At 43.1% G+C, this 24,751-nt stretch carries 19 protein-coding genes and 2 pseudogenes; 10 read left to right on the forward strand and 11 right to left on the reverse strand.

Going from position 1 to position 24,751, the window contains the following annotated elements; genetic code table 11:
* Positions 1-97: 97 nt before the first annotated feature.
* Complete coding sequence (locus tag V7K97_RS20405) at positions 98-1,564, reverse strand: glycoside hydrolase family 13 protein (protein WP_334802824.1); 1,467 nt, start codon at positions 1,562-1,564, stop codon at positions 98-100.
* Between the two features lie 517 nt (positions 1,565-2,081).
* Between V7K97_RS20405 and V7K97_RS20410 the strand changes: the two genes are divergently transcribed.
* The 4 genes from V7K97_RS20410 (at position 2,082) to V7K97_RS20425 (ending at position 5,323) form a co-directional block, all read left to right on the forward strand.
* Positions 2,082-3,809 carry a S8 family serine peptidase gene (locus tag V7K97_RS20410; protein ID WP_334802825.1) on the forward strand — a complete coding sequence of 576 codons (1,728 nt, stop codon included), beginning with the start codon at positions 2,082-2,084 and terminating at the stop codon, positions 3,807-3,809.
* A 219-nt stretch (positions 3,810-4,028) separates the two neighbouring features.
* A complete protein-coding gene (locus tag V7K97_RS20415; protein ID WP_334802826.1) occupies positions 4,029-4,430 on the forward strand; it encodes a fasciclin domain-containing protein in 402 nt (133 codons plus the stop codon).
* 205 nt (positions 4,431-4,635) lie between these two features.
* Entirely contained in the window at positions 4,636-4,965 is a 330-nt protein-coding gene (locus V7K97_RS20420; RefSeq protein ID WP_334802827.1) for a hypothetical protein, read from the forward strand.
* 112 nt (positions 4,966-5,077) lie between these two features.
* The gene (locus V7K97_RS20425) at positions 5,078-5,323 is read left to right on the forward strand and encodes a zinc ribbon domain-containing protein (RefSeq protein WP_334802828.1); all 246 of its coding nucleotides are present in this window, start codon (positions 5,078-5,080) and stop codon (positions 5,321-5,323) included.
* 84 nt (positions 5,324-5,407) lie between these two features.
* Here the strand turns inward: V7K97_RS20425 and V7K97_RS20430 are convergent, their stop codons facing one another.
* Positions 5,408-6,763, reverse strand: a complete 1,356-nt coding sequence (locus V7K97_RS20430) for a UDP-N-acetylmuramoyl-tripeptide--D-alanyl-D-alanine ligase (RefSeq protein ID WP_334802829.1) — start codon at positions 6,761-6,763, stop codon at positions 5,408-5,410.
* Between the two features lie 432 nt (positions 6,764-7,195).
* Here V7K97_RS20430 and V7K97_RS20435 point away from each other — a divergent pair, with 432 nt between their 5' ends.
* On the forward strand, positions 7,196-7,507 hold the full coding sequence (locus V7K97_RS20435; protein ID WP_334802830.1) for a zinc ribbon domain-containing protein: 312 nt from the start codon (positions 7,196-7,198) through the stop codon (positions 7,505-7,507).
* A gap of 153 nt (positions 7,508-7,660) precedes the next feature.
* Here the strand turns inward: V7K97_RS20435 and V7K97_RS20440 are convergent, their stop codons facing one another.
* The 5 genes from V7K97_RS20440 to V7K97_RS20460 all read right to left on the reverse strand — a co-directional run bounded on the left by V7K97_RS20440 (position 7,661) and on the right by V7K97_RS20460 (position 12,558).
* Positions 7,661-8,107 (reverse strand): tellurite resistance TerB family protein, encoded by a 447-nt coding sequence (locus tag V7K97_RS20440; protein WP_334802831.1) that lies wholly within the window; start codon positions 8,105-8,107, stop codon positions 7,661-7,663.
* A gap of 177 nt (positions 8,108-8,284) precedes the next feature.
* On the reverse strand, positions 8,285-8,422 hold the full coding sequence (locus V7K97_RS20445; RefSeq protein ID WP_334802832.1) for a hypothetical protein: 138 nt from the start codon (positions 8,420-8,422) through the stop codon (positions 8,285-8,287).
* A 512-nt stretch (positions 8,423-8,934) separates the two neighbouring features.
* Positions 8,935-9,855, reverse strand: a complete 921-nt coding sequence (locus tag V7K97_RS20450) for a histone deacetylase family protein (RefSeq protein WP_334802981.1) — start codon at positions 9,853-9,855, stop codon at positions 8,935-8,937.
* A gap of 826 nt (positions 9,856-10,681) precedes the next feature.
* Positions 10,682-11,440 carry an isoprenyl transferase gene (locus V7K97_RS20455; protein WP_334802834.1) on the reverse strand — a complete coding sequence of 253 codons (759 nt, stop codon included), beginning with the start codon at positions 11,438-11,440 and terminating at the stop codon, positions 10,682-10,684.
* A 179-nt stretch (positions 11,441-11,619) separates the two neighbouring features.
* Positions 11,620-12,558 carry a ferritin-like domain-containing protein gene (locus V7K97_RS20460; protein WP_334802835.1) on the reverse strand — a complete coding sequence of 313 codons (939 nt, stop codon included), beginning with the start codon at positions 12,556-12,558 and terminating at the stop codon, positions 11,620-11,622.
* 905 nt (positions 12,559-13,463) lie between these two features.
* Between V7K97_RS20460 and V7K97_RS20465 the strand changes: the two genes are divergently transcribed.
* Positions 13,464-15,905, forward strand: a complete 2,442-nt coding sequence (locus tag V7K97_RS20465; protein WP_334802836.1) for a tetratricopeptide repeat protein — start codon at positions 13,464-13,466, stop codon at positions 15,903-15,905.
* On the opposite strand, the gene V7K97_RS20470 is transcribed toward V7K97_RS20465, so the two are convergent.
* Positions 15,861-17,852 (reverse strand): ATP-binding protein, encoded by a 1,992-nt coding sequence (locus tag V7K97_RS20470; protein WP_334802837.1) that lies wholly within the window; start codon positions 17,850-17,852, stop codon positions 15,861-15,863. The two genes, V7K97_RS20465 and V7K97_RS20470, sit on opposite strands and share 45 nt — an antisense overlap.
* Positions 17,849-19,123, reverse strand: a complete 1,275-nt coding sequence (locus V7K97_RS20475; RefSeq protein WP_334802838.1) for a DUF4255 domain-containing protein — start codon at positions 19,121-19,123, stop codon at positions 17,849-17,851. Before V7K97_RS20475 ends, V7K97_RS20470 begins: the two co-directional genes overlap by 4 nt.
* A gap of 572 nt (positions 19,124-19,695) precedes the next feature.
* Between V7K97_RS20475 and V7K97_RS20480 the strand changes: the two genes are divergently transcribed.
* On the forward strand, positions 19,696-21,597 hold the full coding sequence (locus tag V7K97_RS20480; RefSeq protein ID WP_334802839.1) for a protein kinase domain-containing protein: 1,902 nt from the start codon (positions 19,696-19,698) through the stop codon (positions 21,595-21,597).
* Between the two features lie 32 nt (positions 21,598-21,629).
* Here the strand turns inward: V7K97_RS20480 and V7K97_RS20485 are convergent, their stop codons facing one another.
* Positions 21,630-23,231, reverse strand: a complete 1,602-nt coding sequence (locus V7K97_RS20485) for a peptide ligase PGM1-related protein (RefSeq protein WP_334802840.1) — start codon at positions 23,229-23,231, stop codon at positions 21,630-21,632.
* Positions 23,232-23,464: 233 nt separating this feature from the next.
* Between V7K97_RS20485 and V7K97_RS20490 the strand changes: the two are divergent.
* From V7K97_RS20490 to V7K97_RS20500, 3 genes and pseudogenes are all read left to right on the forward strand, one after another.
* Positions 23,465-23,582: pseudogene (locus tag V7K97_RS20490) on the forward strand (NAD(P)-dependent oxidoreductase); the annotation flags it as partial.
* A 103-nt stretch (positions 23,583-23,685) separates the two neighbouring features.
* Positions 23,686-23,778, forward strand: a pseudogene (locus tag V7K97_RS20495) (NAD(P)-dependent oxidoreductase); the annotation flags it as partial.
* Positions 23,779-23,982: 204 nt separating this feature from the next.
* The gene (locus tag V7K97_RS20500) at positions 23,983-24,240 is read left to right on the forward strand and encodes a hypothetical protein (protein ID WP_334802841.1); all 258 of its coding nucleotides are present in this window, start codon (positions 23,983-23,985) and stop codon (positions 24,238-24,240) included.
* An 18-nt stretch (positions 24,241-24,258) separates the two neighbouring features.
* On the opposite strand, the gene V7K97_RS20505 is transcribed toward V7K97_RS20500, so the two are convergent.
* Positions 24,259-24,456: a hypothetical protein gene (locus tag V7K97_RS20505; protein ID WP_334802842.1), complete on the reverse strand. Its 198-nt coding sequence runs from the start codon at positions 24,454-24,456 to the stop codon at positions 24,259-24,261.
* Between the last annotated feature and the right edge of the window lie 295 nt (positions 24,457-24,751).

The raw sequence follows: 24,751 nt of genomic DNA on the forward strand, positions 1-24,751 counted from the left end.
TGGGGCATTGGGAAAGAGGAGGCAGGAATAAATTCTTTAATTTTGAATTTTGAATTTTGAATTGATTTCTCCCTCATCTCCCTCATCTCCCTACTCCCTACTCCCTACTCCCCAGAATGCAGCCACTGCGTGCGGGAATAGTCAATGACAGCTGCTGAGTTTCTTCTTTACTGTTCCACTCAACTTCAGCAGTGCCATATAACTGCTTGTTGGGTTGAGTACCCAAACTGACCACATCTGCATTGACTGCTGCGGAACTTGTGCCAGCGTTGACGGCAATTATCAATTCCTCTGTCCCCAGAGTTCGGGCAAAGATATAAAGTTGTCCTTGAGCATAGAGAACTTGGTAATCACCTGTACGCAAGGCTGGGTAATTTTGGCGCAGGGCAATTAATTGACGGTGAGTATTGAAAATTTCTTGATTCCAGTTACTCTCTAAAGGAAAGCCACGACGTGAGTCGGGATCTATACCACCAGGTAAACCAACTTCATCACCATAGTAGATGCTGGGGGCACCGGGAAAGGTAAGTAACAATAGAGTTGACAATTCTACACTGGCGATATCGCCGGCTGCAATGGTCATCAATCGGGCTGTATCGTGACTTGCTAACAAATTGAGTTGAGTTAGCTGAATTTCCCAAGGGTAAAGTTGCAGTACTTCTTGGATTTTGGTGGCGTAATCGGTGGCAAATAAGGGTGGATAGGGTTGATAGTCGCGGCTTTGGACTTGTTCTAAGACTACGCGATCGCCAGCTGCAAAAGCAATTGTTGGCCCAGCAAATAGATAGTTCATCACGCCGTCAAATTGCGTTCCATCTAGCCACTGGCGGGAATCTCCCCAGACTTCGCCCACAATATAAGCTTCGGGATTTATTGCTTTGACCCGATCGCGGAATTCCTGCCAAAAACCAGGAGTTTTTATTTCAAATGGTACATCCAATCGCCAACCATCGATGCCAAGTTTAATCCAATATTCGGCAATCTCCATAATGTATTCCCGCACTTCTGGATTGTCGTGGTTAAATTCTGGCAAGGCGCGATTTCCCACCCAACCCCCGTAGTTAGCAGGTAAATCACCATTGTAGGGCGCCAGAGGCCAGCCTTCAATTTTGAACCAATTTACCCAAGGTGAATGGGGACCATTTTCTAAAACGTCGTGGAAAAAGAAAAAGCCCCGGCTGGAATGGTTAAACACTCCATCCAGAACGACTTTGATATTCCGTTGATGGGCTGCATCGAGCAATTCCTTAAAAGCCTCGTTACCCCCTAACATCGGGTCAACTTGGTAATAATCGTGGGTATGATAGCGATGATTGCTGGCGGATTGAAAAATGGGTGTGAAATAAATCGCGTTAATCCCCAAATCTTTTATGTAGTCTAATTGCTCCATGATGCCCCACAAATCGCCACCTTTATAACCTTGAAGTGTTGGCATAGCTTCCCAATCTTCCCAACGGGCTTCGTGCAACAGCCGTTTGCGCGGCTGTTTGCTTCTGGCAAAGCGATCTGGGAAGATTTGGTAGAAAACCGCGTGTTTTACCCAGTCTGGTGTTTGAATTTGCATGAATAACTCTTTGTACCTTCAGAAGCGATCGTTGCAAATCTTAGCTTCTTTATGGCTCTTACTTATGATAGAGAATCTGTAATCTGTCAGTATTCATTAGCGATTTAACCTTTCTGCTGCTGTTTGATACGCAAATGTTATCAGTCTTAACTATTTTGACTACAATTTATTTTAGTTTTTAACAGTTCAACAAGACAGACTCGCCACTGATTGCATTCTGACTCCTAAATTATTCTTCGATAAATTTATCTTTTTTATTTATTACTTAATTATTCTTAATTTTCTTTTATTCACTTTGTTCGTGATTATTTAGGCAGACAATGGATTAGTTTGATATAGGATTGCTATATTTGATTTTTGAAATATAGGTAGGGTCTGTTATGCCGTAGGCTAACGCACTAAAACCTTCGGGTAGTGCCATCAAATAATCAAGGCTAAAAAACTACGATAGTAGAGCGACTTATCCTGTTAAAATTCCTACTTTGCTTTCAGCAAATAAATTTAATTTGAGGTAAAAATGAGGCACGAAAAACTTTCTCCCGGACTACTTTTGGCATTTCAAGACTATCAAAATGAAGGAGATCAAGCTTTAGTTACACACAAGCGATCGCTTGGGATTATTGCCCACAAAAGCCCAGTCAAGCCCACTAAGAGCGTCGTTTTTATCTACTGCGACCATGATGCAGACTTAAGTTACCTATCACAATATAATATTGAAGTCAATCAAAATTCTGGGACTGTGCGGACGGCTTTCTTACCCATAGATAGCTTAGATGTCTTATCTCAAGAAGATGTAATCCAGCACATTAAGCCATCACGCAAACTTCATTTGAGGATGGACAGTGCAATGGGAACAGTCAAACTGCCGGAGTTCAAGAACCAAACCGGATTGACTGGTAAAGGAGTAATCATCGGCATTATAGACAGTGGCATTGATCCGAAACACCCCGCCTTTGCTGGACGAATTTTACATATTTGGGATCAAACACTACCGGGTCCAGGAGTCACAGAGGGCGGCTACGGGGCTGAATTGACGGGAGCGCAACTAACAATTTCTCAGGATACTGGCGGTCATGGTACTCACGTTGCGGGAATTGCCGCCGGTGCTGATGCTATCTACGGCGGTGTCGCACCAGAAGCGGAATTAGTTATCGTCAGATCAGATTTACAAGATGCCCATATTGCTGATGCCGTGCGTTATATTTTCCGAGTTGCGAGAGAGTTGGGACGCCCAGCAGTGGTAAATCTCAGCTTGGGTGGACACGCTGATGCCCATGATGGTAGCGACTCCTTATCCAAAGTCATTGATGCCGAAACTGGCCCTGGAAGAATTGTTTGCTGTGCTGCGGGTAACGAAGGAAACGATAACATTCATGGACAAGCGACGATACCCAGTGGACGCATTCGTGGTATGCGCTTTAATGTTCCTTTGAATCAAATAGGCATAGTTTGGTTAAACGCTTGGTATTCCAAAGACAGCGAATTGGAAGTGTCTGTGCGGAGTCCTAACGGTTTTGTCACCCCCTTCCAAAAAATAATTACTGCCGGTAATGCCGCCCAAGATTACCAGTTACCAGATGCACGAGTGCAATTAGCGACACCAGGACCAGATAAAGCCAACAGCGATCATAATTTCTTTGTGCAAATACGTGGTATCGATCCCTCGCCAGTAATGGGAGGTATTTGGCAGTTGCGAGTCCGCAACACTTCTTCAACTGAAACACGTTTAGATGTGTGGACACTAGATGACAGTTCCTCAGTGTTTTTTACAGGTAAAAGTGTGAAAGATGCGGTAAAAATTGGCTCACCGGGAGCCGCCAGCAGTGCGATTACAGTTGCCGCCTATACTACTAAAGCCACCTACACAGATATTGATAACCAAGTACGAGAAATGGGCTTAGAATTGCATACTATTTCGGAATTCAGTAGTGAAGGTCCTCTACGCAATGATGGACATAAGCCCGATGTCGCAGCACCAGGAGCCATGATTGTTTCCACCCTTTCCGCCGATGCCAGTTTTGACCGTTCATCGATGATTAATTCCAAGTTTGTGGTTCAGGCTGGTACAAGTATGGCGACACCCTTCGTCAGTGGTTTAGTAGCACTGCTGTTGCAACGCGATCCTCAACTTGATCCGGCTGCTGTGAAAAACTTGCTACATAAAAATAGTGCAATTCCCGGAAAACCCGCAGGCACATTTGATGAGAAATGGGGTTATGGAGTGATTAACGCTTTAAATCTGTAATTAGACTGGGAGATACGATATATTTTAATACTCACTATCGCGTCTATAAGTTAAGAATTGTTATTTACCCTAGGATACAATTTTCTACTAAGTAGAGCGGCGTGAATAATTCAAGGTTTGTAGCCTAACCCAGCTATCGCTCTTTGAGAAAAACTTTTTGGATTAATGAAAAAGGTTTATTATCCTTTAAAATCTTTTGCAGAGATTTAGGTAAAATATATGGCTGATATTGTTGATATTGCAGTTACGGCTGAGTCTTTCAAAACCCTGGTGGCGGCTGTACAAGCTGCTGGTTTAGTAGAAACATTAAAAAGTCCTGGCCCGTTCACTGTCTTTGCACCAAATGACGATGCTTTTGCCAAGTTACCAGAGGGAACTATCCAAACTCTGTTACAGAATATTCCCCAGCTAACGCGGATTTTAAAGTATCATGTCGTTCCAGGAAAGCTGCTAAAAGCTGATTTGGCCCAACTCGGTACGGTTAATTCTGTGGAAGGTTCACCCATTAAAATTGATTCTTTTGATGGTTTTGAAGTTAAAAATGCCACAGTTTTAGCAGCAGATATCGAAGCTGATAATGGTGTGGTACACGTTATCGATACGGTGATTTTACCAGGTTAATTCAGCTAGGGTGGGTATTTTCCACCCTAATGAGCCAAAATTTTTATAATTAAATAACTATTGGTACTATCAAAACGCAACTAAATAGTTTAACTTATGTTATATTTTCAATGTGATTACTCACTGTTATGTTAATGTATATTTCGTTATAATAAAACAAATTAAATTAAATTCTTAAAAAGCTAACATCTATCCCAATAAATTAATGCTCGATTTTAACACCTTAGCTGAGTTTTCTTGTGGCAACTGCATAAGTATTTGTGCATTCCTGGTACCAGCGAACTTGCTTGTCACAATTTTAACGATGAGCCTGGTAGCGTTACGTCGCCCATCACATCAAGTATGGCAATCTGCTGGAATTGCCAGCTTTTTTGCTTCTGTAATGATACTGCACGTATATACTTGGTTCATGCTTGGCGTGGTAATGGCTCCTACTTATATATTGCTGTTGCTAGCAATCACCTGTTTAGTGACTAATTTCGCAGCAATTCTTTTTCAAAGACGCTACAGTCACAATCCTAGTCTTTCCAACTGAAGTCTATCGGGTGTCTATGGATGATATTTTCAGAAAATTATCCATAGACGCCTCTCCATTCATGCTCAAGGATGGCATATAGCCAAGAGTCTCGCCATTCTCCCTTAATCCAATGGTGTTCTCGCAAATCACCAGCCAGGAATGTAGTAATTGTGGTGCCAGAGTCCAGAAATCTCTCAGCACTCGGACTCATTCTTGTCCACATTGCGGACATATAGAACAGCGTGATGTGAATGCTGCCAAAGTAATTTTAAGCATTGCTTGCGCTACCGGAGGGCATCTGGGAAGTAACGCCAGTAGAGATGTTTCCTCTACTTCTATTGGTCGCAAGACCTGTAAAAGCAAGGAACGTCAGTGACGCTGGAATCCCCCGCCTTTAGGCGTGGGGAGTGTCAATCTACAAAGTCTCGCAGTCTGAGACGTTGGGTTTCTAATGGTAGATTCATTTGGGAAATTCTGCACATAATTGATTGACTACCCGATCTAGTCCCACGGAATGGGCGGCTTTGAATAATAAACGATCGCCTGCTTGCACAAATGTCTTTAACCTAGCCACCAACTCAGCATGAGTTACAAAACATTCCGATGGAATACCCTCGGCACTTTTAACTATCGCTTCGGCATCTTGTCCATCTACCAAAACCAACAAGCCGTCTAAATTCAAATTTCGCACTGTTTCTCCCACTCGCTGATGCAACTGGTGCGATCGCTCTCCCAATTCTTTCATTGCACCCAATACGGCAATCTTCCGCTTTCCGGGTGTGTCTGCCAATAATTGTAATGCTGCTATCATCGCTTCTGGTGCAGCATTGTAAGTCTCATCTAAGATTACCACATCATTGGGTAAAGTAAATCGCTGCGATCTACCTGTGGGCATATCCACCATCACACCTGCTTTTAAGGATGCCCAATCAATTCCCAACACCTTTGCCACCGCTAAAGCTGCCAAGAAATTAGTCGCATTGTGACGACCTGGTAGAGGTAGAGGTAGTTGGATTCCTGCGACTTCCACAGTCTGGTGATCAATTAATTGCCCTTGAATATCCCCACCAGAAAAACCAAAAGTTACAACTTCTCCGTGCCAAACTTTTGCTGCTGTGGACATTAATAGGGAATTATCGTAGTTGAGAATTGCTACGCTATCAGTAGACATTTCGGTTAATAACTCACATTTTGCCTGAGCAATCGCTTCTTCCGAACCCAGTAACTCAATATGCGCCGTTCCCACATTGGTAATTACTCCAATTGTTGGACGCGCTATTTGCGTCAGTTCGGCAATTTGTCCCTTACCCCGCATCGCCATTTCAATCACGGCGTAGTCATTTTCTGCGCCAAGTTCTAGGAGAGTTTTCGGGACACCGATTTCATTGTTGTAATTTTCATAAGTTTTGTGAACTCGTCCCTTTGTGGCTAAAACTGCGGCGATCAATTCTTTGGTTGTAGTTTTACCCACAGAACCTGTTACACCAATTACCGGAATGTTAAAGCGATCGCGCCACCATCTGGCGATCTTTTGATATGCTTTGAGGGTGTCTTTTACCTGTAATACAGGGAATCCAGGATTTTCGTATTCAAAATCTACGATTGCAGCTAAAGCACCCTTTGCGATCGCAGTGGCGACAAATTCATGTCCATCAAACTTATCGCCTCGTAAAGCGACAAATACTTCACCCAGGTCCAGGGTACGGCTATCTGTTTGGATACCGTTACTTAGTTGTGTTAAAGCAGTTTCAGATAAGTTTACAGGATGGGCCAAAATAACTTCAACCAGTTGGGTTAGGGTGGCAGAACAACGCATAAGCAATTTACAATTTAGAGTTCAAAATTATAAAATCGAATTATGACACAATATTGTTTAGATCAGATAACTTGACCTAAGTGTTGGACATCAATTCAAACGTCTTAGATACAAGTTAAGGCAAAGCATGGAAGAGCTACGAACCAGAATTAAGAATCTGCGTTCTGAGTGCCATAAACAAGTGGGGTCATATCTGGCTAAAAACTATGATGTGATTGTTCTCCCCACTTTTGAAACTTCCCAGATGGTGAGGCGGCGCGGTCTTCTCCCTTGGCGCTAGCCTCTCCCTTTGGGAGAAGGGGAGACGCTAAGAGCGATAGCGCAGCGTTAGCGAGTCCGCGAGCGTCTGGGGGTTTCCCCCATGAGCGACCGCCGAACCCCTTTGGGGTTGTCAGAAAGAAGCGGAAGTTAAAAAACAAGACAGCGAGAGCGATGATGACTTGGGCATTCTATCAGTTCTCTCAAACGTTATCGCATTTGTGTAACCGCTATGGTTCCAAATTGGTGAGAATAACTGAAGAATATACATCAAAGACCTGTACTAAATGTGGTCACGTTCATAGAAAACTTGGTAGTTCTAAGAACTTTTCTTGCCCTAATTGTGGTTATGAGATACCACGAGATTTTAATGGAGCCGTGGGGATTTTCCTCAAGGCAATGTGGGATACCACCTTCACTGACTCAGTTGGTGATGTTGTACTAGATGTTCACGATATCTCAAATGTCGGAGAATGTCTCGGTTAAAAGTATCAGCAATAATAAATCTACACACAGTTAGAATAACACCAAAAAAGAGGGGCAAAGAAGCTTAACTCCCGTGCCACCCTTGATTTATAAGCTACTTATATAGTTTAATGGGGTAGGGATAATGGGCATAAAAAGTTATGTTCTATCGTACTATCCCCGGTTTTTAATCAAGATTACTTGCACAATTTGTATTGCGATCTCACTAGAAACTCCTAAAGCTTGATATAAATCATTTAAGAAGTTTTTCTCTTCTTCACCTACAATACCTTCAGCTAAGACTAAATCGGTAGCTACTGCAAAAGCTGCTTCTCGCAAGTCTTGAGATAGAGAATCTCTTGCTGCATCAAACAAAGCATTAAAACCATCCCCCTGGAGAATGCCCAATATTTTCTCAAATAGCCTGTTCATCATCTCATGGGGATAACTTTTAAAAAGTTTCATCCGGGACAGCACAGAAGTGATAGAATTTGCTTGCTCAACAGAAAGATAACCGTCTGAGGCTGTTGCCGTCAAGATGATGACAGCAAAAGCTTCTGCTGGATTGAGTGCTGCTTGGGTTTGGCTTTCTGTGCCCAACACAGCGTCGAATAGACCCATTGTAGTAGCTCCTTGGTTAGAGTCCCAATAGCGCTATACTTACCCGTATGTTTGGTAGATTTACAGGTAAGAGTATAACGCTATGAGACTTTTATACTTTAGTGTTCCCAAGATTTATTCACGGCGAACACTTGCACCCAATGGTTTTTGGCAGGAACTACATTGTCATCTGTAAACTTAGCCTTCTCCTGTCTTTTCTATTGTTTCAATTACCGCCAAACCTATGCCAGAAACTGCTATTAACAGTACTGCTGATATCAAATAGGCGTTGGTCAGCATCCGTAAGGCTTCATCAAAAAAAATATAGGTGGTCATTGCTTCACCTGTTGAATTTTGTGCTGCTAGTACTTTTTATTTCTCCACACCCCGATAGGTGAATTTCGTTGAGAAACTGCTAGCAATTGCATCTTAACAAAACTTTAGCTCTTTCAGAACCCTAATCAAACTTTTTCTTTCTGAAGATTCGATAAAGTTTACAAAATAGGGATTGGGCATCCCTTCTCTACGAGACGCTACGCGAACGGCTTCTGTACGAGACGCTACGCGTAGCAAGATCCCCGAAGGGGTACGCTCAGGGCAAGTGGGCATTGGGGAAAAAGTTACTCCAAGTTACCCCTACTCCCCATTCTTTCCCTAGCCCCCAGTCCCCAGCGATGCACTGAGCTTGTCGAAGTGTCCCCAGTCCCTAAGGGACTTCCAGTTAAAAAAATAATCAATCGCTGTGTAGGCAGGGGAGCAGGGAGCAGGGAGCAGGGAGCAGGGAGCAGGGAGAAAAGAAAAATATCATCTCAATAAATTGGGTAATTTATTCTCTGGAAGTCCCTAACCTAGACCAAACAAGCTTGAATCGTCGCTACAACTGATTGAGAAAGAGTATCAAAATCGTAACCACCTTCTAAGCCAAACAGAATTTTCCGAGTTAGCCCTAGACAATAATCAGTAAATAAAGCATAGTCTTCTGGCTGCAAGTTGATACTTGCCAAAGGATCTGCGGCATTGCCATCATAACCAGCACTCACAATCAGTAAATCCGCCTGAAAGTTTGCTAAAAACGGTACTACCTCTGTTTCAAATAGTGGCTGATATGTTGCAATATCACTACCAGGGCGTACTGGTAAATTTAATACATTATTATGAAAGCCGCGTTCTGTCGATCTTCCAGTACCGGGATAGCATGGGTACTGATGTAACGAACAATAAGCAATCTGTGGATAAGTTTCTACAATCGACTGAGTACCATTACCGTGATGCACATCCCAATCGAGGATGGCGACACGTTTAACTCCGGGTTGTTCCAGGGCAAATAAAGCAGCGATCGCAGCATTAGAGAATAGGCAAAAGCCCATCCCTGCATCACTTTCTGCATGATGTCCGGGTGGACGCGCTAGTACAAAAGCTGGATTAGCTGACTTTAACACCGCCTCAACTCCATCGAACCACGCACTAACTGCCAACAATGCCACATCATAACTACGTGGGGAAACTGGTGTATCTCCATCCAAAGGTCCGCCACCACTAGAAGCAATTTGCCAAAGTTTTTTGATATAGGCTGGGCTATGGGCTTTCACCAACGAAGACATGAGTGATGGTTGTTCTGATACTGGTGTAGGCGATCGCCAGACAATTTTATCTGCGAATGTAGCTGCTTTGAGGGCAGTAGCGATCGCTATCAAGCGTTCTGGTCTTTCGGGATGGTATTTTCCAGTCTTGTGATCTAAAAATTCGTCGGAATAGATGACTGGCAGCATAGAACAAAAAACTTTGGCAGCAGGGACACTCATAATATTGAATCAAATTTTGCAGCTTTCAAACAGAAATAAAGGAACTAAAATCTGAGCTTCAGACTATGCAGGAGCGATTGGCAAATACTGAAGAAACGGCAATAGAACCTCAGATGACTTTAGCTGAGACTCAAAAAGCCTTTGGCAAGCGAAGAAAGATTATCAGCGCTTTGCTTAGGGACTGACAAATAAAAAATGTCCCAAAACTGACCCAAAACCCTCTATATTTCTCCTTTCTCTGTGTCGCGCCAGTTGCTTCAAGTCGGGGAACCCGCCCAACGCACTGGCTTCTCTGTGCGGCAGTCGCTCATGGGGGAAACCCCCAGACGCTCTCTACGAGACGCTAAAAGCGTAGCTTGCTTCCCTGTAAGGGTACGCGGACTCGCTTGCCGCCGGCGCTATCGCTCTTAGCGTCTCCCCTTCTCACATTGGGAGAGGCTAGCGCCAAGGGAGAAGACCGCGCTGCCTTGTCTCTGTGGTAGCCTGCGGCAAGCCGATGCAGCGTCTACGTTTATTTGGATAATTTATTTCTTGTCAGTCCCTAAGTCAAGCATCAAATTTCCGGTAAGTAATATTTTTAACAAAACATTTGTAACTACCCTTGCAGTTTATTTACCCAGTGCCTGCTATTCTTATAGTTACTTCGGTCTGTCATAGCAGATAGATTATCCTCAATAATGTTTTTATTTATGAGCGCTCATATACCATCCTGGTAATGTGGGTGCTTTTACTTTATCGCTCATGGGAAAAACTGTCTGGTTTAATTTTGAGGCGATGTCTGGTGAATGGTTGACTAAGCTGACACTGAAATTTTAACTTGACCAAAACGGCGATCGCGTCTTTGGTAGCTCAACAAAGCCTGATAAAATGCTTCTCTATTAAAATCTGGCCAAAGAATATCGGTGAAATACATCTCTGTATAGGCCATTTGCCACAAGAGAAAATTACTCAACCGCATCTCACCACTGGTACGAATCAGCAAATCGGGTTCTGGAGTATCTGCTGTGTAGAGATGTTGTTCTACAAGACTTTCATTCACTTGTTCCGCATTAAGTTTGCCCTGTTGCACGAGTTGAGCTACTTGACGGCAAACTTTGGTAATTTCGTTGCGACTACCATAGTTGACTGCAACAGTAAAGTGGATTGCTTGATTGTTCAACGTCTCTGTCATTGAACGTTCCATTTCCGTCTGTAGAGACTTGGGTAAAGCCGATAAATCTCCAATAAACGAGATTCGTACACCTTCTCGATGCATCTGAGCCAACTCGCGGTGTAGTAATCGCTCAAACAAATGCATTAGAAAATCTACTTCTTCAACAGGACGCTGCCAATTTTCTGTGGAGAAAGCGTAGGCTGTCAACGCTTTGACTCCCCAATCTTTGCAGCAACGCAATAGTTCTTTGAGTGTCTTTGCTCCTTGGCGATGTCCAGCAATGCGCGGTAATCCTCGACTGGTTGCCCATCGTCCGTTACCATCCATGATGACGGCGATATGTTGGGGGATTTTTTGAGGGTTTAAATCGGTGGGTAATGTTGATTTGTCATTTGTCATTTATCATCTGTCCTTTGTCATTTGTCATTTGTTTTTACTAATGAGCGCTGTGTGCAATCTTTCTTTCAAACCTAACCCCCAGCCCCTTCCCTGCAAGGGAAGGGGAGCAAGAATCAAAGCCTCTCGACCTTTCGGGGAGAGGTTTGGAGAGGGGTTCTAAGAATAAGTTGCACATCGCGTTAATGAGTAATTTCAAATAAATTTTGCAAATACTCTGGTGTGAGGGTCTTGTTCCAACTCCACAGACGATGCATTGTGTAGGTGAAGGTGAAGAGGAGAGTTGTTTTGTTGGTTAATGACCAAGCATTGCAGTTGAGGGTAGCCATCATGCGGCGGAGGGTACGCATGAGGTTGTTACGCTGATAGTTTGGCGATCGCGTTTTGATCAGCGTGCGTCCAATTCGCATCAACCCTGTATCAGGAAAAGTCCAGACTCCAAACCCCCAGAATTTGGTTGTATGGTTGATTTCATCCTGTGCTAGTTCCTCTAAAACATCCTGGAGTGCGCCAGTGGTGTGAGCCATCAACCAAATATAAAGACAGGTTGCACCGTATTCTGTGGCAATGCGGTGTAAGCCGTGGCGATATAAGTCTTCCTTGGCGTCATCTGTGGGGAGATAGCTTCTAACAGTCCGAAGTTTTGGGGTAATTTTCTCGCCTGTTAATTGGGTGTAGATTTTGATTAATGCAGGTGTGTGCTGACGTTCTTCCTTTTCCCACAAACCAAGTTCTAGGAGTTCGCCATCTTTACCGACAGTTCCACCAACAAACCGAGCCATTTGAGGATGCAATTTTTCCAAATACTGGCGACTGGTTTGGGTATAGCCGCGAATTGGGGCTTCTGTATCCATCGCACCGATCAAGATAGATAAAAATACCTCTGCGTCTAAACCGATAATTTGATTGCGCTTAATTGTTTGCCAATCAATAGATTTCCAGGGACGTGGTTGGGGATTGGCAAACTGTATCGGTAAATCTTGCAGACGCTCATGTAGTTTTTCGACTGCAATATATTTGTCTATGAGTGAACGAATACGGCGCTGTGTTTGTAAGTAATCAGGACTGGAATAGCTTTGACCTGCTAAGTCTTCTGTCAGTGGGCTGAGAGTATTAAGCATATTTTTATACTTGACTTTTATCTCTATGCTCAATAGCCTAAGCGATCGCACTTTCTTTTGTCAGTCGGCTGAAGTCGGCAATTTTATGTGATAGGGTTGCAAAAGTCGGGGGAAAAGTTGGTTAGAGAAAATTTCGGTTTCAAACCTCGCCCTTCTAAGACGACTTTAGAAAGTTAGAAGAGAGAATTGCAGAGAATGTAGCGAAATTGTTAGAGGTTGTTTGAAAAGTCCTCTTCTTGGTAGTAAAACGTTCTAGATCCCCCTAAATTCCCCGATAAATTGGGGGACTTTGATTCCGGTTCCCCCCTTTTTAAGCTATCCATTATAAACATCTTTCTTAACAAAAAGTTTGACAAGAACCAGAAATTGTGTATTCTCTAAACCGAGAAGGAAAATCTACCAAAGTCAACAAATGGAACAATGGATGACAAAAGAACTAGAAACAACAGAATTAGGGGACAATCGTCTGAACAAGGAAGTTCAGCACTACTAGGCAATTGACGGGAGTCTGATTTCACCATAAGTAATGATGGTGCTGATGTTACCTCATGATTTTTATTCTAGACGATTCGACGCGGACGATATACTTACCGTTGGAATAACAGCAATCCTTTCAAGAACTTGCTGCTGAATTTTGTAGGACTTACGCAAAATATCTCTCAAACTCTGATTTCTCTGTGTCGCGCTAGTCGCTACAACGGGGGGAACCCCCGCAACGCGCTGGCTTCTCTGCGCCTCTGCGGTTCGTTATTCCGTAACTGGTGCGTAAGTCCTATTTTGAATAAAGTTTGCAAAAGTCTGGAAAAAAGTCGGGTTTACAGAATCTTATCCAAAAACTCCAGCAATATAACTGTAGAGTAATTTATAGTTGTCCCTAAAATCTGAACTCCCCTTGTCGTTACACAATGGACGCTGAAGCAGCATTAGCATGGTTAGACGCCATAATTCCCCCTCAGACTGGGGAACGGTTGAGCGATTTGCAAAAAGTGATTCTTGTGCAAGTTTGGTTGGGTAGAAAATACTTAGATATTGCTCATTCTTACGGTTGTACGGAAGGACACGCCAAGGATGCTGGTTCTCAGTTATGGAAGTTGCTTTCTAAAGTATTGCGAGAAAAGATAACCAAAAGTAATTGTCGCGCTACTTTGGAACGAGTTTTGAGAAAAACGACTGCGATATCCAGTCTGATTGATTACTCGCGATCGCCACATCCCACCCCAAAATTAGAGGATACCAATTTTATTGGACGAACAGCAGCGATCGCTCACCTGAATACTTTGGTAAATCAAGGCTCGAAAGTGATTGTTATCCAAGGTGAAGGCGGTTTAGGTAAAACTACTCTAGCGCAGCAATATCTCCAAACTCAGGGGTTTGACTTGGTTTTAGAACTGCTGATGGCCAAGGAAACACAAAATATTACCCCTGCGGAACGAGTAGTAGAAGAATGGCTCAAACAAGATTTTGATCAAGAACCTGGGGTAGAATTTGGCGTAACTTTAGGACGACTCAAGCGCGAACTCCACAATCGGCGGATTGGGGTGTTAATTGACAATCTCGAACCTGCATTAGATCAACAAGGTGGCTTGATTGCTTCCCACCGCAACTATGTGGAACTATTGCGGGTGTTGGCTGATGCTAGGGTGCAATCTGTTACTCTGATTACTAGCCGCGATCGCCTTTGTGAACCTGGGCTAAATGTGAATCACTATCGGCTTCCCGGTTTGGATCAAAGTGCATGGCAACAGTTTTTTAGCAACCGTGGGTTAGCCATCGACTCGCCAACTTTGCAAATCATGCATCGCACATACACCGGTAATGCTAAAGCAATGGGAATTCTCTGTGGTTCAATTCAGGAGGATTTTGATGGTGATATGGTTCTTTATTGGCAAGAAAATCATGCCGATCCGTTAGCAGCAACGGACTTAAAAAATTTAGCGGTGAGTCAAATAAATCGTCTGCAAGCCCTCGACCCCCAAGCCTATCGCTTACTTTGTCGTTTGGGATGTTATCGTTACCAAGATATACCAACTATCCCATCACAAGGGTTATTTTGTTTACTTTGGGATGTCCCACCCGACGAACATCGCCAAATCATCGCCTCTTTGAGAAATCGGTCTTTGGTGGAGTGCGATAAAGGCGAATATTGGCTGCATCCGGTGATTCGGAAAGAAGCGATCGCACGTTTACACCCCAGCAATGAATGGGAAATTGCCAACCACAAAGCCGCAGAATTTTGGACAACTACTGTTAAACAAATTGAAAGCTTTAAAGATGCTTTGCAAGCTCTAGAAGCATATTATCACTACATAGAAATTTATGAATTTGAGTTGGCAGGTAAGGTCATTTTAAAAAGCCGAAATAATCAATGGCAGCAGTTTTTGCCTCTTGGTAGTACGTTGTATCGGATGGGTTTAATTCAACCGATACTTACGGCAATTAATCGGGTTGTGAACAATCTAAGAAACAACCAAAATCTCAGCGAACTTTATAATATATTGGGTGATTTATATTGGATAACAGGTAATATTAGTCAGGCGATCGCCTGTCAAGAAAAAACTATTGCTCTGGCAACGCAAGCACTGAAATCACTTGTACCTCAGCCAGAAAATAAACATACAGTTTACTATCTGAGGATGCTAGAGGTAGATTCTTTATTAAGTATTGGTCTTTACAAGATAGATTTATGGGAACTAGAGGTAGCCGCAAAGTTATTTCAGCAAGTAATTTATCTGGCTCAAAATACCGAGCATCATCGCTGGGCAGAGAAAGCTTCAGTGTGTTTAGCTTTGGTATATTCTTATTTGGGTTTGCATGATGCCTCATTTGCATTAGCAAATGTAGCTTATCAAAATATTACGAACGAAAAACTGGTGGAACAAACTGGGAGATTTGTCTATTTCATGCAAATTTTAGGTCAAACCTACGTCAATTTAGGAGAATTATCTCAGGCAAATCAGATATTTCACCAAACTTTGACTTTTGCAGAAGAAAGTCACTATATGCAGGTTAAAGCAAAAACTCTCAATGGTTTAGCAGAAATCCATCGACAACAAACAGATTTTGCATTAGCTCTTGTTAATCATGCAGAAGCAATCGAACTTTTGGATAAAATAGGTGCAAAGTGCGATCTAGCTGAAGCTTATTTTCAATTAGGTTTAACTAATCAAAAGATGGCAAAACCTGATGAAAGTAAAATGAATTTTCATCGAGCGATTCAGCTATTTACTGAAATCAAAGCACCGAAACAAGTTGAAAAAATTTTAACCTGCGCTACTCAAAGGCGATCGCTAGTTGATTTAAAATCAAATCCATCCTCCAATTTCCGCATCAGTCAAGGGTTTCTCTAACTTACTATATTCTGTCTGAGCCGCCCGCAATATGTGTTTCATCTGCACTGGTTCCCCGGCATCGGCAGCTAAAAAAGCTGCATTTAAGGCAATATTACGAATATTACCCCCAGCCACATTCAGCCGTGCCAGTTGTAGAGCATCTAAGTCTGCCGTTGGTGTATCATCTGGAAAAACGCGTCGCCAAATCTCCGCTCGTTGCGTTGTATCGGGGAAGGGGAACTGCACCACAAAGCGAATCCGCCGCAGGAAGGCTGTATCAATTGCACTCTTGAGATTCGTAGTCAGAACTGCTAAACCTGGGTAGCTTTCCATCCGTTGCAATAGGTAGCTAACTTCTATATTGGCATAGCGATCGCGGGCATCTTTGACTTCACTTCGTTTCCCAAATAAAGCATCAGCTTCATCAAATAACAAAATCACCCCGCCTTGTTCTGCGGCATCAAACACCCGGCGCAAATTCTTCTCTGTCTCCCCAATATATTTGCTGACTACCGATGATAGATCAATGCGATAGAGATCGAGACGCAATTTCTGTGCCAACACTTCCGCCCCCAAGGTTTTACCAGTGCCGCTAGCACCAGCAAATAGAGCGCTGATTCCTAATCCCCTAGCACTCTTGGCACCAAAACCCCAATTATTATATACAGTACTACGCTGACGTACATGAGCCGCAATTTCCCTAAGAATTTGTTTCTGTGCCTCTGGTAATACCAAATCTTCCCAATCACCAGATGGCTCAATTCGTTGGGCGAGTTCATCCAAGCGGGGACGTGCTTGCACCCGGCAGGCATCCCAGACAATATCGCTGATATCGGTTTCCGGTGTTTGGGCTAACTGTCCTGCGGCTTCTGCACAAGCAGCGCGAATGGTTGCAGCACTTAGGTTAAACTGATCCACTAGGGTTTTAACTTGCCCGTTCATTTGCTCCCCCATTGCACCTAGTGCATCTTGCCAAACTGCACCTTGTTCTTTGGTAGTTGGTTGATGTACGTCAAAATTAACTACCAGGCGTTGTGATAAGCCGATCCGTTCCCGACTCGTAATTATTAAAAAGCCCTTTGTGCGTTCGATGAAACGAGCGATCGCATTCAGCCGTGCCGTATCATTAGTATCCAGTTCGTTGCAGTCTATGAGTAAGGCACATTTACTTAAAATCGTCTCACGAGTCCATAGGCGGATGAGATTATCCAACTCGCTAGGTGCTAAGGGAATTACTTGTGCAGGCATTACCCACAGCCTTAAACCTTGGAGTTGGCAAATTGTGGCGGCAATGGCGCGTTGGCTAGCAGTTTCTTTACTACATAACTGGATAATTGGCAAGCTATTAACCTTGTAAGCTTGTAACCACACTGCTGCTACTCGCTCTGCTAAATCTTGGTGCGAGGGTACTAAATCACTAACCTCTTGTAATGGTTCAATGATGCCAGCTAGACGCTCGTCAAGGTATTGAATGCCTGTGAGATAATGTAAAATCCGCTCGTCAATTTTCAACGGACTGAGGGTAAGAGCATGACCATCACCAATTTGAATTAACCGCCAATGACGTAAGGGAGCATTTGGAGCGATCGCATCCCAGTGGACGTTAGGTAAAGCTGCCAGAGCTAAACTGATGGTTGGGTAAGCTCGTTGTGAATCTCCGTGAACTATAGCACATAATTTCCCAAAATCTCCATTCAATTCCATACCTGCACACAACAGCAACAAATCATGTTCAAAGGATGAGAGGCTAAACATTTTGCATACTCTCTCCAATGCTGATGGTGTAGGCATAGCAACAGAGGCTGACTGTAACGCCTGCTGTAAAATCTCTTGGTTTTTGTCCTCTGGTTGATTTTGCTCTTTTGCCGTGTGATTTTCTAAAATCCCACGCACCACGGCTAGGGCTGCTGATAGATAGCGATAGTTTGCCTCATCCCAATTGCGATTAATTGTTGTCGGATTCATAACATAGTCACCTGTGGCGAATCATCAGCTCCAGACTGATTCTTGTGCAGTGGACTTTCCGCTCCATCTACCTGCACCCTGACAAGATAATTTCCTGGCTTCACATTTTTGACAGGAATAGCGATCGCATCAGTATCTTCAGTGCGTGGTGCAACAAAGAAAGAGTAAACTATTGGACTATCACCTGACACTTCATTAAGTAGCAAAACTACTCGCTGTGCTTTACCAACTTTAGGCTGGAATTTAACGGTAATTTCGGCTGTGCGTAAGTTTTCGCCGCTATTTTTCACTTCAGCGACGAATGCTGTAATTGTTGGATGTAGGACAAAAGCCGCAACATTTGATTCAACTAGATGATTGGTTTGCCCTCCATTGCCCATTGTCAGGTGTACAACTTGGATACCCTGCACACTTGCGTATAAATCTGGCGGAACTAACAGGCTGATTTGGGTTTCTTTAACATCTTGAGGTACTACTAATGTTTCCGTATTACCCAAACGAACTCGTGTGATTTCACCCCGTAACCGCTTACCACGAATTACTAATGTTGTACCTGCAACAATCATTTGATCGGTCTTTGCCGAAGCTATAACTTGCTCTATACTCGGTTGAGACAAGGGCAGCATGTAGAAACCTTCAGGTTTGTCACATTGGCTACTCTCAATCAATACCATTGATGCCAGATAGCTCGCTGAAGGTCGATAGTGCGTTTGTAAAACAGACCATAACTTAGAAGTTTCTTCCATATTAAAAAACTCTGGAGTTAATTTTATCTGCCCAATTTGTTCAGCTAAATCGGATACAGACACACTTGCTACAGCTTGCGAAAAAGCACTTGAGGTATTGGTGGTAGATGCATTTATCAGAGTATTTTCAATAATATCAGATGTAATAGTTGGTGTTCTGTGTAATAAATGCATTGCATAACCCAGTAAAAGCTCCGCCTGAAAATCTTTGGCTCCATAAGCTGTTAGCAAGTAATGGAGATCAAGAGCTAGTGGTGGAGTCACAGAGCGTGGGTTTCCATTAATACGTGAGTGCCTGCCGCGAAATTCCTGAGATAGCCAATCGACATTGCGATTTTGCGTCACTTGATAGAGAAAGAGGTTGATTTGAGCGCGCTCGTCAGCTTCAACTGAAATTCGATCAGGTGGTAAGGCAGTTACAATCACATCACCAACACTAGCAGCGATCGGATCGCTGACTAAACCATTTTCCAGCAAGACTTTTAGTACTGCTGTCACGGCGGCTATAGAGAGCACATTACTCATCCTCGTTCCTCATGGCAATAGCACATATTAATCATGTACGCCAGAGTACATTGACAGAATATATTTTGCAAAACTTTAAATATTCTGTAATGAAGATTATCTGCACGGCATACAAAAGTTAATGGGCATTGGGCATGGGGCACTTGTACTGAGCGACTCGCCTTCGTCTGAAATGTCTTTAATTTTGAATGCGTGAATTTTGAATTCGGAGCGAAGCGACGTGACGACCCTTGTCGAATTTGCGTGAATTTAACGTCAGGAACAACTTTCAAGTGTCATAAGTCTTAAATTTTAAAGATTTTATCAAATTTCTAGCATTACTTTTATGTTAAGCTGAGTATAATTAGATAACCACTAGTAGTATATATTACTAATAGTCATCGAAGTTACGAAGTAAGCAAAAAATTTGTCATACTAGTACATCACGGCGGAAATAGACCTACCATCCTAAATGGGTAAAAAGCTTGCGGTATAAGTATTCTTTCTTTTTACTTTTTACTTTTGCCTTGTTGTACTAGTATTATCTCTGAATAAAGTTAACACTGTGAAGTAACTAGGATGGGTTGCCCCAAATGAAATCCCCGCCTTCTTCAAATTCTTGGAATGGTCGCTTTGTAGGTGATAACCAGCGATACCGTTTAGACAGACGGTTAGGCGGGGGTGGCATGGGAGAAGTCTTCCTAGCAACGGATACCCGTGTCGGTCAGCAGGTAGCGTTGAAGTTGCTCAAAGATACGCTAGTGGCATCACAAGAAATGAGAAAGCGTTTTGAGCGTGAGGTGGCAGTTTGTGCCGCTTTGCAAAGTGACAATATTGTTAAAATTAGTGACTGTGGTGTAACCCCGGAAGGTTTTCCATTTTACGTAATGGAATATTTACGGGGGCAAACCCTCAGGCAATTACTGCTGCGCGAAAAGCGCCTGTCTGTTGAGCGGGCGGTGAAGATTATGGCGCAAGTTTGCAAGGGTCTAGAGCTTGCCCATAAAGGAGTGACTCTGCAACGAGATGGCGGGAAAACCACTGAACATATTCAGGTAGTTCATCGTGACCTGAAACCAGATAATATATTTTTAGTACCTACCGATTTGGGCGAGTGGGTAAAGGTTTTGGATTTTGGTGTTGCCAAAATTCGGAGTGAATCTTCAGAAAATTCCAATATTACAAATATTACTAGTACATTTATTGGTACATTTCGTTACGCACCTCCTGAACAAATCCAAAGCGATAAAAACCTGGATGCCAGGGGTGATATTTACAGCTTAGGGATTATCCTTTATGAAATGCTGAGTGCCGCCGATCCATTTGGAATCAGCATTAAGGGTAGTCATATCAGTGAAGCTTCTTGGGTGTTAGCTCATGCTTATGAGCCACCAAAACCACTGCGATCGCAACCAGAGTGTGAGCATTTATCCGTAGAATTGGAAGCAGTGGTGATGAAATGCCTCCACAAGAACCCAGCTAACCGATTTGCCACAGTAGAAGAACTAAATCAGGCTTTACAAGCTGCTGCCAAATTGGTCGCCGAGACTACTAGTGGACCTCAACAGATTACTGGGCAACCCCAACCTTCTGACAATCAAGGTTCAAATCACGAAACTGTTCCCAGACAATCAAACGACGACACCATTCTTCGTCCTCCATCTCCATACAATCAGGGTTCAAATCACGAAACTGTTCCCAGACAATCAAACGACGACACCATTCTTCGTCCTCCATCTCCATACAATCAAGGCTCAAATCACGAAACTGTTCCCAGACAGTTTAACCCGATTGACCAAAACCAATTACAGGAAAGTGTTCCTCCCCTCGATGCTGGGTACAATCAAGGTTCAAATCACGAAACTGTTCCCAGACCATTTAACCCAATTGAGCAAAGTCAACAGAATCCTGTGAATAATCCGAACGCCAGTAAACCAGACAATACATTGTATCAACCTCGACCTGGCTCGAATCAAGGCGGGCAACAAGCGCCACCAGATAAGACATTGTATCAACCTCGACCTGGCTCGAATCAAGGCGGACAACAACCGCCATCAGATAAGACGTTGTATCAACCTCGACCTGGCTCGAATCAAGGCGGACAACAACCGCCATCAGATAAGACGTTGTATCAACCTCGACCTGGCTCGAATCAAGGCGGACAACAACCGCCATCAGATAAGACGTTGTATCAACCTCGACAGGCATCGAATCAAGGTGTGCAACAAGCGCCATCAGATCATACGTTCTATCAACCGCGACAGGCGTCGAATCAAGGTGGACAACAAGCCCCAACGGATGACACTATTTACCAACCAAAGGGAAATGGACTGATAGCAACGGGAATCTCTCCCAATTTATTGCGAATCGTGGGAATAGTCTTGGCTGTTGGGTTGACTTTAGCATTAGTAACCTATATATATACTCAATTGCAATCTCGCAAAGAGCCAAGCAACCAGCAAGGTTTACCTAATAGTGGGCGGACTCAGAACTAATCAGCTAAAAAGCTAGCTTGATACGACATTTCTTAACTATGTTCATCCCAAACCACGGGAAAGGAATAATCTGAAAACGGGGAGAAATCATGATTTTCACTGCGGGTTTCTTCATCGAGAACTTTGACCACTTTGTTATAAGTGTCTTGTGCTTGTTGCGGGGAATCACCGATGCTGGTTAATCCCAACTTACCAAACTGCGAAAGGCAACCCATAAGATGAAATACTGTACCCGTTTCTGTACCACTGTCGAAGTGCAGTCTGTGTTCAGCGACAATATCCATCAAATCATTAGGCAATAATCCCTGATAGCGCTCTTTTTGCAGATTATCAGTGGCAATATAGTATTTTGGACGACCTTGTTGACTATAAAATAAACCCGTGGAAAGGTCATAGCGACCGTTGGTTAATAATTTTAGGGTCATGAATGGATGAGTTGTACCGCCTTTACGGAGGTTAATTTCGATCGCCTGAATATCCCACTCTTTATTACCCCGAGCAACGGCGATAAAATCTACACCAAATCGCTCTAAAGTGCCTTTTTCTGCTAATTTTCTGCCAACCTGTAGTCCCAATTGCTGTAATTGCAACCGATAGCTTTCATCAGCAGGAAAGCTACAACCAAGATAAATCTGACCGTCTGGACCTCCGAGAATTTGGTCGTGGGTTGAAAGGATTTCGACTTCGCCAGTGGGTGTGATCCGTCCTTGGACGCTGGGCGATCGCTTAATTTCCCCTTCCACAAATGCTTCGGAAATTGCCCCTAATTCCGGGATTCTTCCCGAAAAATTATCCCAAGTTTCTTGTTTTGCTTGAAAGCGCATTGTTGAGAAGCGATCGCTAATTGCCGCTACCCTTTGAGTATGAGTACCTTTGCTTGGTGCTAAATTCTGAATCGGTCTTAGATCGAGCAATGCATTCCCCTCTCCAGAAATGCCTTCATTGAGTTTTACTACTACCCGTTGTAATGCCGGTTGTCTTTCCCACAAATCAGCCGTAGCTTCTGCCAAATCTCTGTGGTTCCAAATTTTGGCGCTGCCATCTGGATGCGGTACTCCACTTTGGGCGAAGATTTGCCGACTGCCACTTTTTGTCCCCCAAATCTGTAAATCTGGTGCAGCAGCATACAGTGGTACACCCAATTTTAAAGACAATTCGCCTTCCCAGTGCGAAGAGTTGTAGCAGATCATAAATGATTTATCTAGCCTCAAAGATTGATGAATGCGTTCTAGCAGGCGGGGGCGTTCTAAAATCTTTTGGCTGAGGGGCTTAAGGGAGGAATCGTAAGTAGAAAGTAACAGTAAGCGATTGCGAGCATGAGAAAAGGGAATTCCTGGCAACAGTTGCAGATAATAATCAATGATACTAGGATGCAACGGTACTGATGTTACATAAACCAGCCGAGTCCGGGGATTCCGCAACCGAATTAAGGAAAACAGTAATCTTTCTTCATAATGTTCGCAGCCTTCAATCTTTCGGAGTTCGTGCTGATCCAGACTTAGGGAGGGAATAATTAAAATATCCGCTTCACTATTGTCAAATAATTCGCTCGTTTTCCAGCGATCGCGCAGGGTTAATTGTAAGTGGCGAAATTTTTCAACCTGTTCTAACTCAGAAATATTTAGTCTTGCCATAACCCCTGCCCTCTAATGATCTCAATGTAGCGCACCATGAAGGCTTTTGGAAAATGTCTAGCCGCCGTGTCAGAATTCAGATAGTTTTGCAAAAAAAATTAAGTAAGTCCCCAAGGATAAATTAAACTCTAGTAACCCGCAGATTGGCGACTTATTTAATTTCTTTTCCGTCTTAAGGTTGAGCTAATTGCAGCTTACTTTACCTCTAGGGAGCGATAAACTACAGCAATATAGCTGTGGCACCTGGACCAATTTGGACACCTTTAATTCCCTCAACTTTTCCCGAAGATCAAGTTGAAAATTTTGGTAAACAAGTACCAATGCAACGTGCCGGACAACCGGAATAAGTTGCACCTAGCTATAGCGTTTCCTAATCACATGAGGTACATCTTAGCCCCCTCTCGAAGAGCGGGGAGGGGGTTGGGGGTGGGGTTCTTGTACCTCACTAAACCGAGAACCGCTATACGTATTTTTAGCCTCTGATGATGGTTCTTATATCTCTGGGCAAGTGTTACATGTCAATGGTGGAGAAGTTATCAATGGGTAAGTTAAATAGTTAGGAGCCATTCAATTTTGGATTTTTCTTTCAATCCAAAATTCAAAATCTAAAATGGCTACAATTTGGAGTCATAAATTTTTACTTATTCATTCTTAACTCTACCCTGATTGTCTTCCATTGGAGGGATGAGTCAACGTTTAAATATTGATAATCTATCTAACAGCGTACATTTAAGAAATAATAACTACCTCTATGGCATCTCCTACACCACTTCATGGCACAGAACTAGTAGATTGTGCTAGAGCAAATGCCAAGCAAGGAATTGAAACTGCTGCTTATCAGTGTGGCTATGGTGAAGATATCAACAAATTTGCCCGAGAACTCAGAAAAGCTTGTGAAGAAATGAATTTACAAGTAAAAGAACTCAGTGGATTAATTACTGAACAAGACTTGATACTGGAATTGGGTACTGGCGAAATTATTGCTCCAGAGACGGAATCACAATTGTAAAAGTGTGTAAAAGTGAGCCTAGTCTAGGGTAAACTGGGGATGTGCAACGTCAAACTTGTAATTTTTCCGACTTGGAGTAAATTGAAAACTTTCGTAGATGAAGGAAAGAGCAGGGGTTTTAGGCACTGATAATTCCTTGCATTCGGCGATCGCACAGCGTCTCGTAGAGAAGAGAAACTGTCGCCTAGCGATCGCTGGATAGTCTACCGACAACAAAGTTACTCGAAAAGTATGAGCGATCGGGAATTTTACTCCACTGACTTGAGGTTAGTACTATATAGCGGTTCCCATTCAGATGCGGTACAACATTATATCGCTAGGTATAGGGGCACGGCAGTGCCGTGCCCTTACGGGTGTACCTAACTAGGTCGAGAAACGCTATATCTCTGCTGGTTCTTGTAACAAAGATATGAATTTACAGTCAAGATACAGTATAGATAATTAATACTTTTTCAAATCTTTAAATATTTAAGACTTTCTTTATAGAATTTTCATCTAATTAAATAACTAT

Origin of the sequence: Nostoc sp. (assembly GCF_036917815.1) — a bacterium.
In the GTDB taxonomy this organism is placed as follows: domain Bacteria; phylum Cyanobacteriota; class Cyanobacteriia; order Cyanobacteriales; family Nostocaceae; genus Nostoc.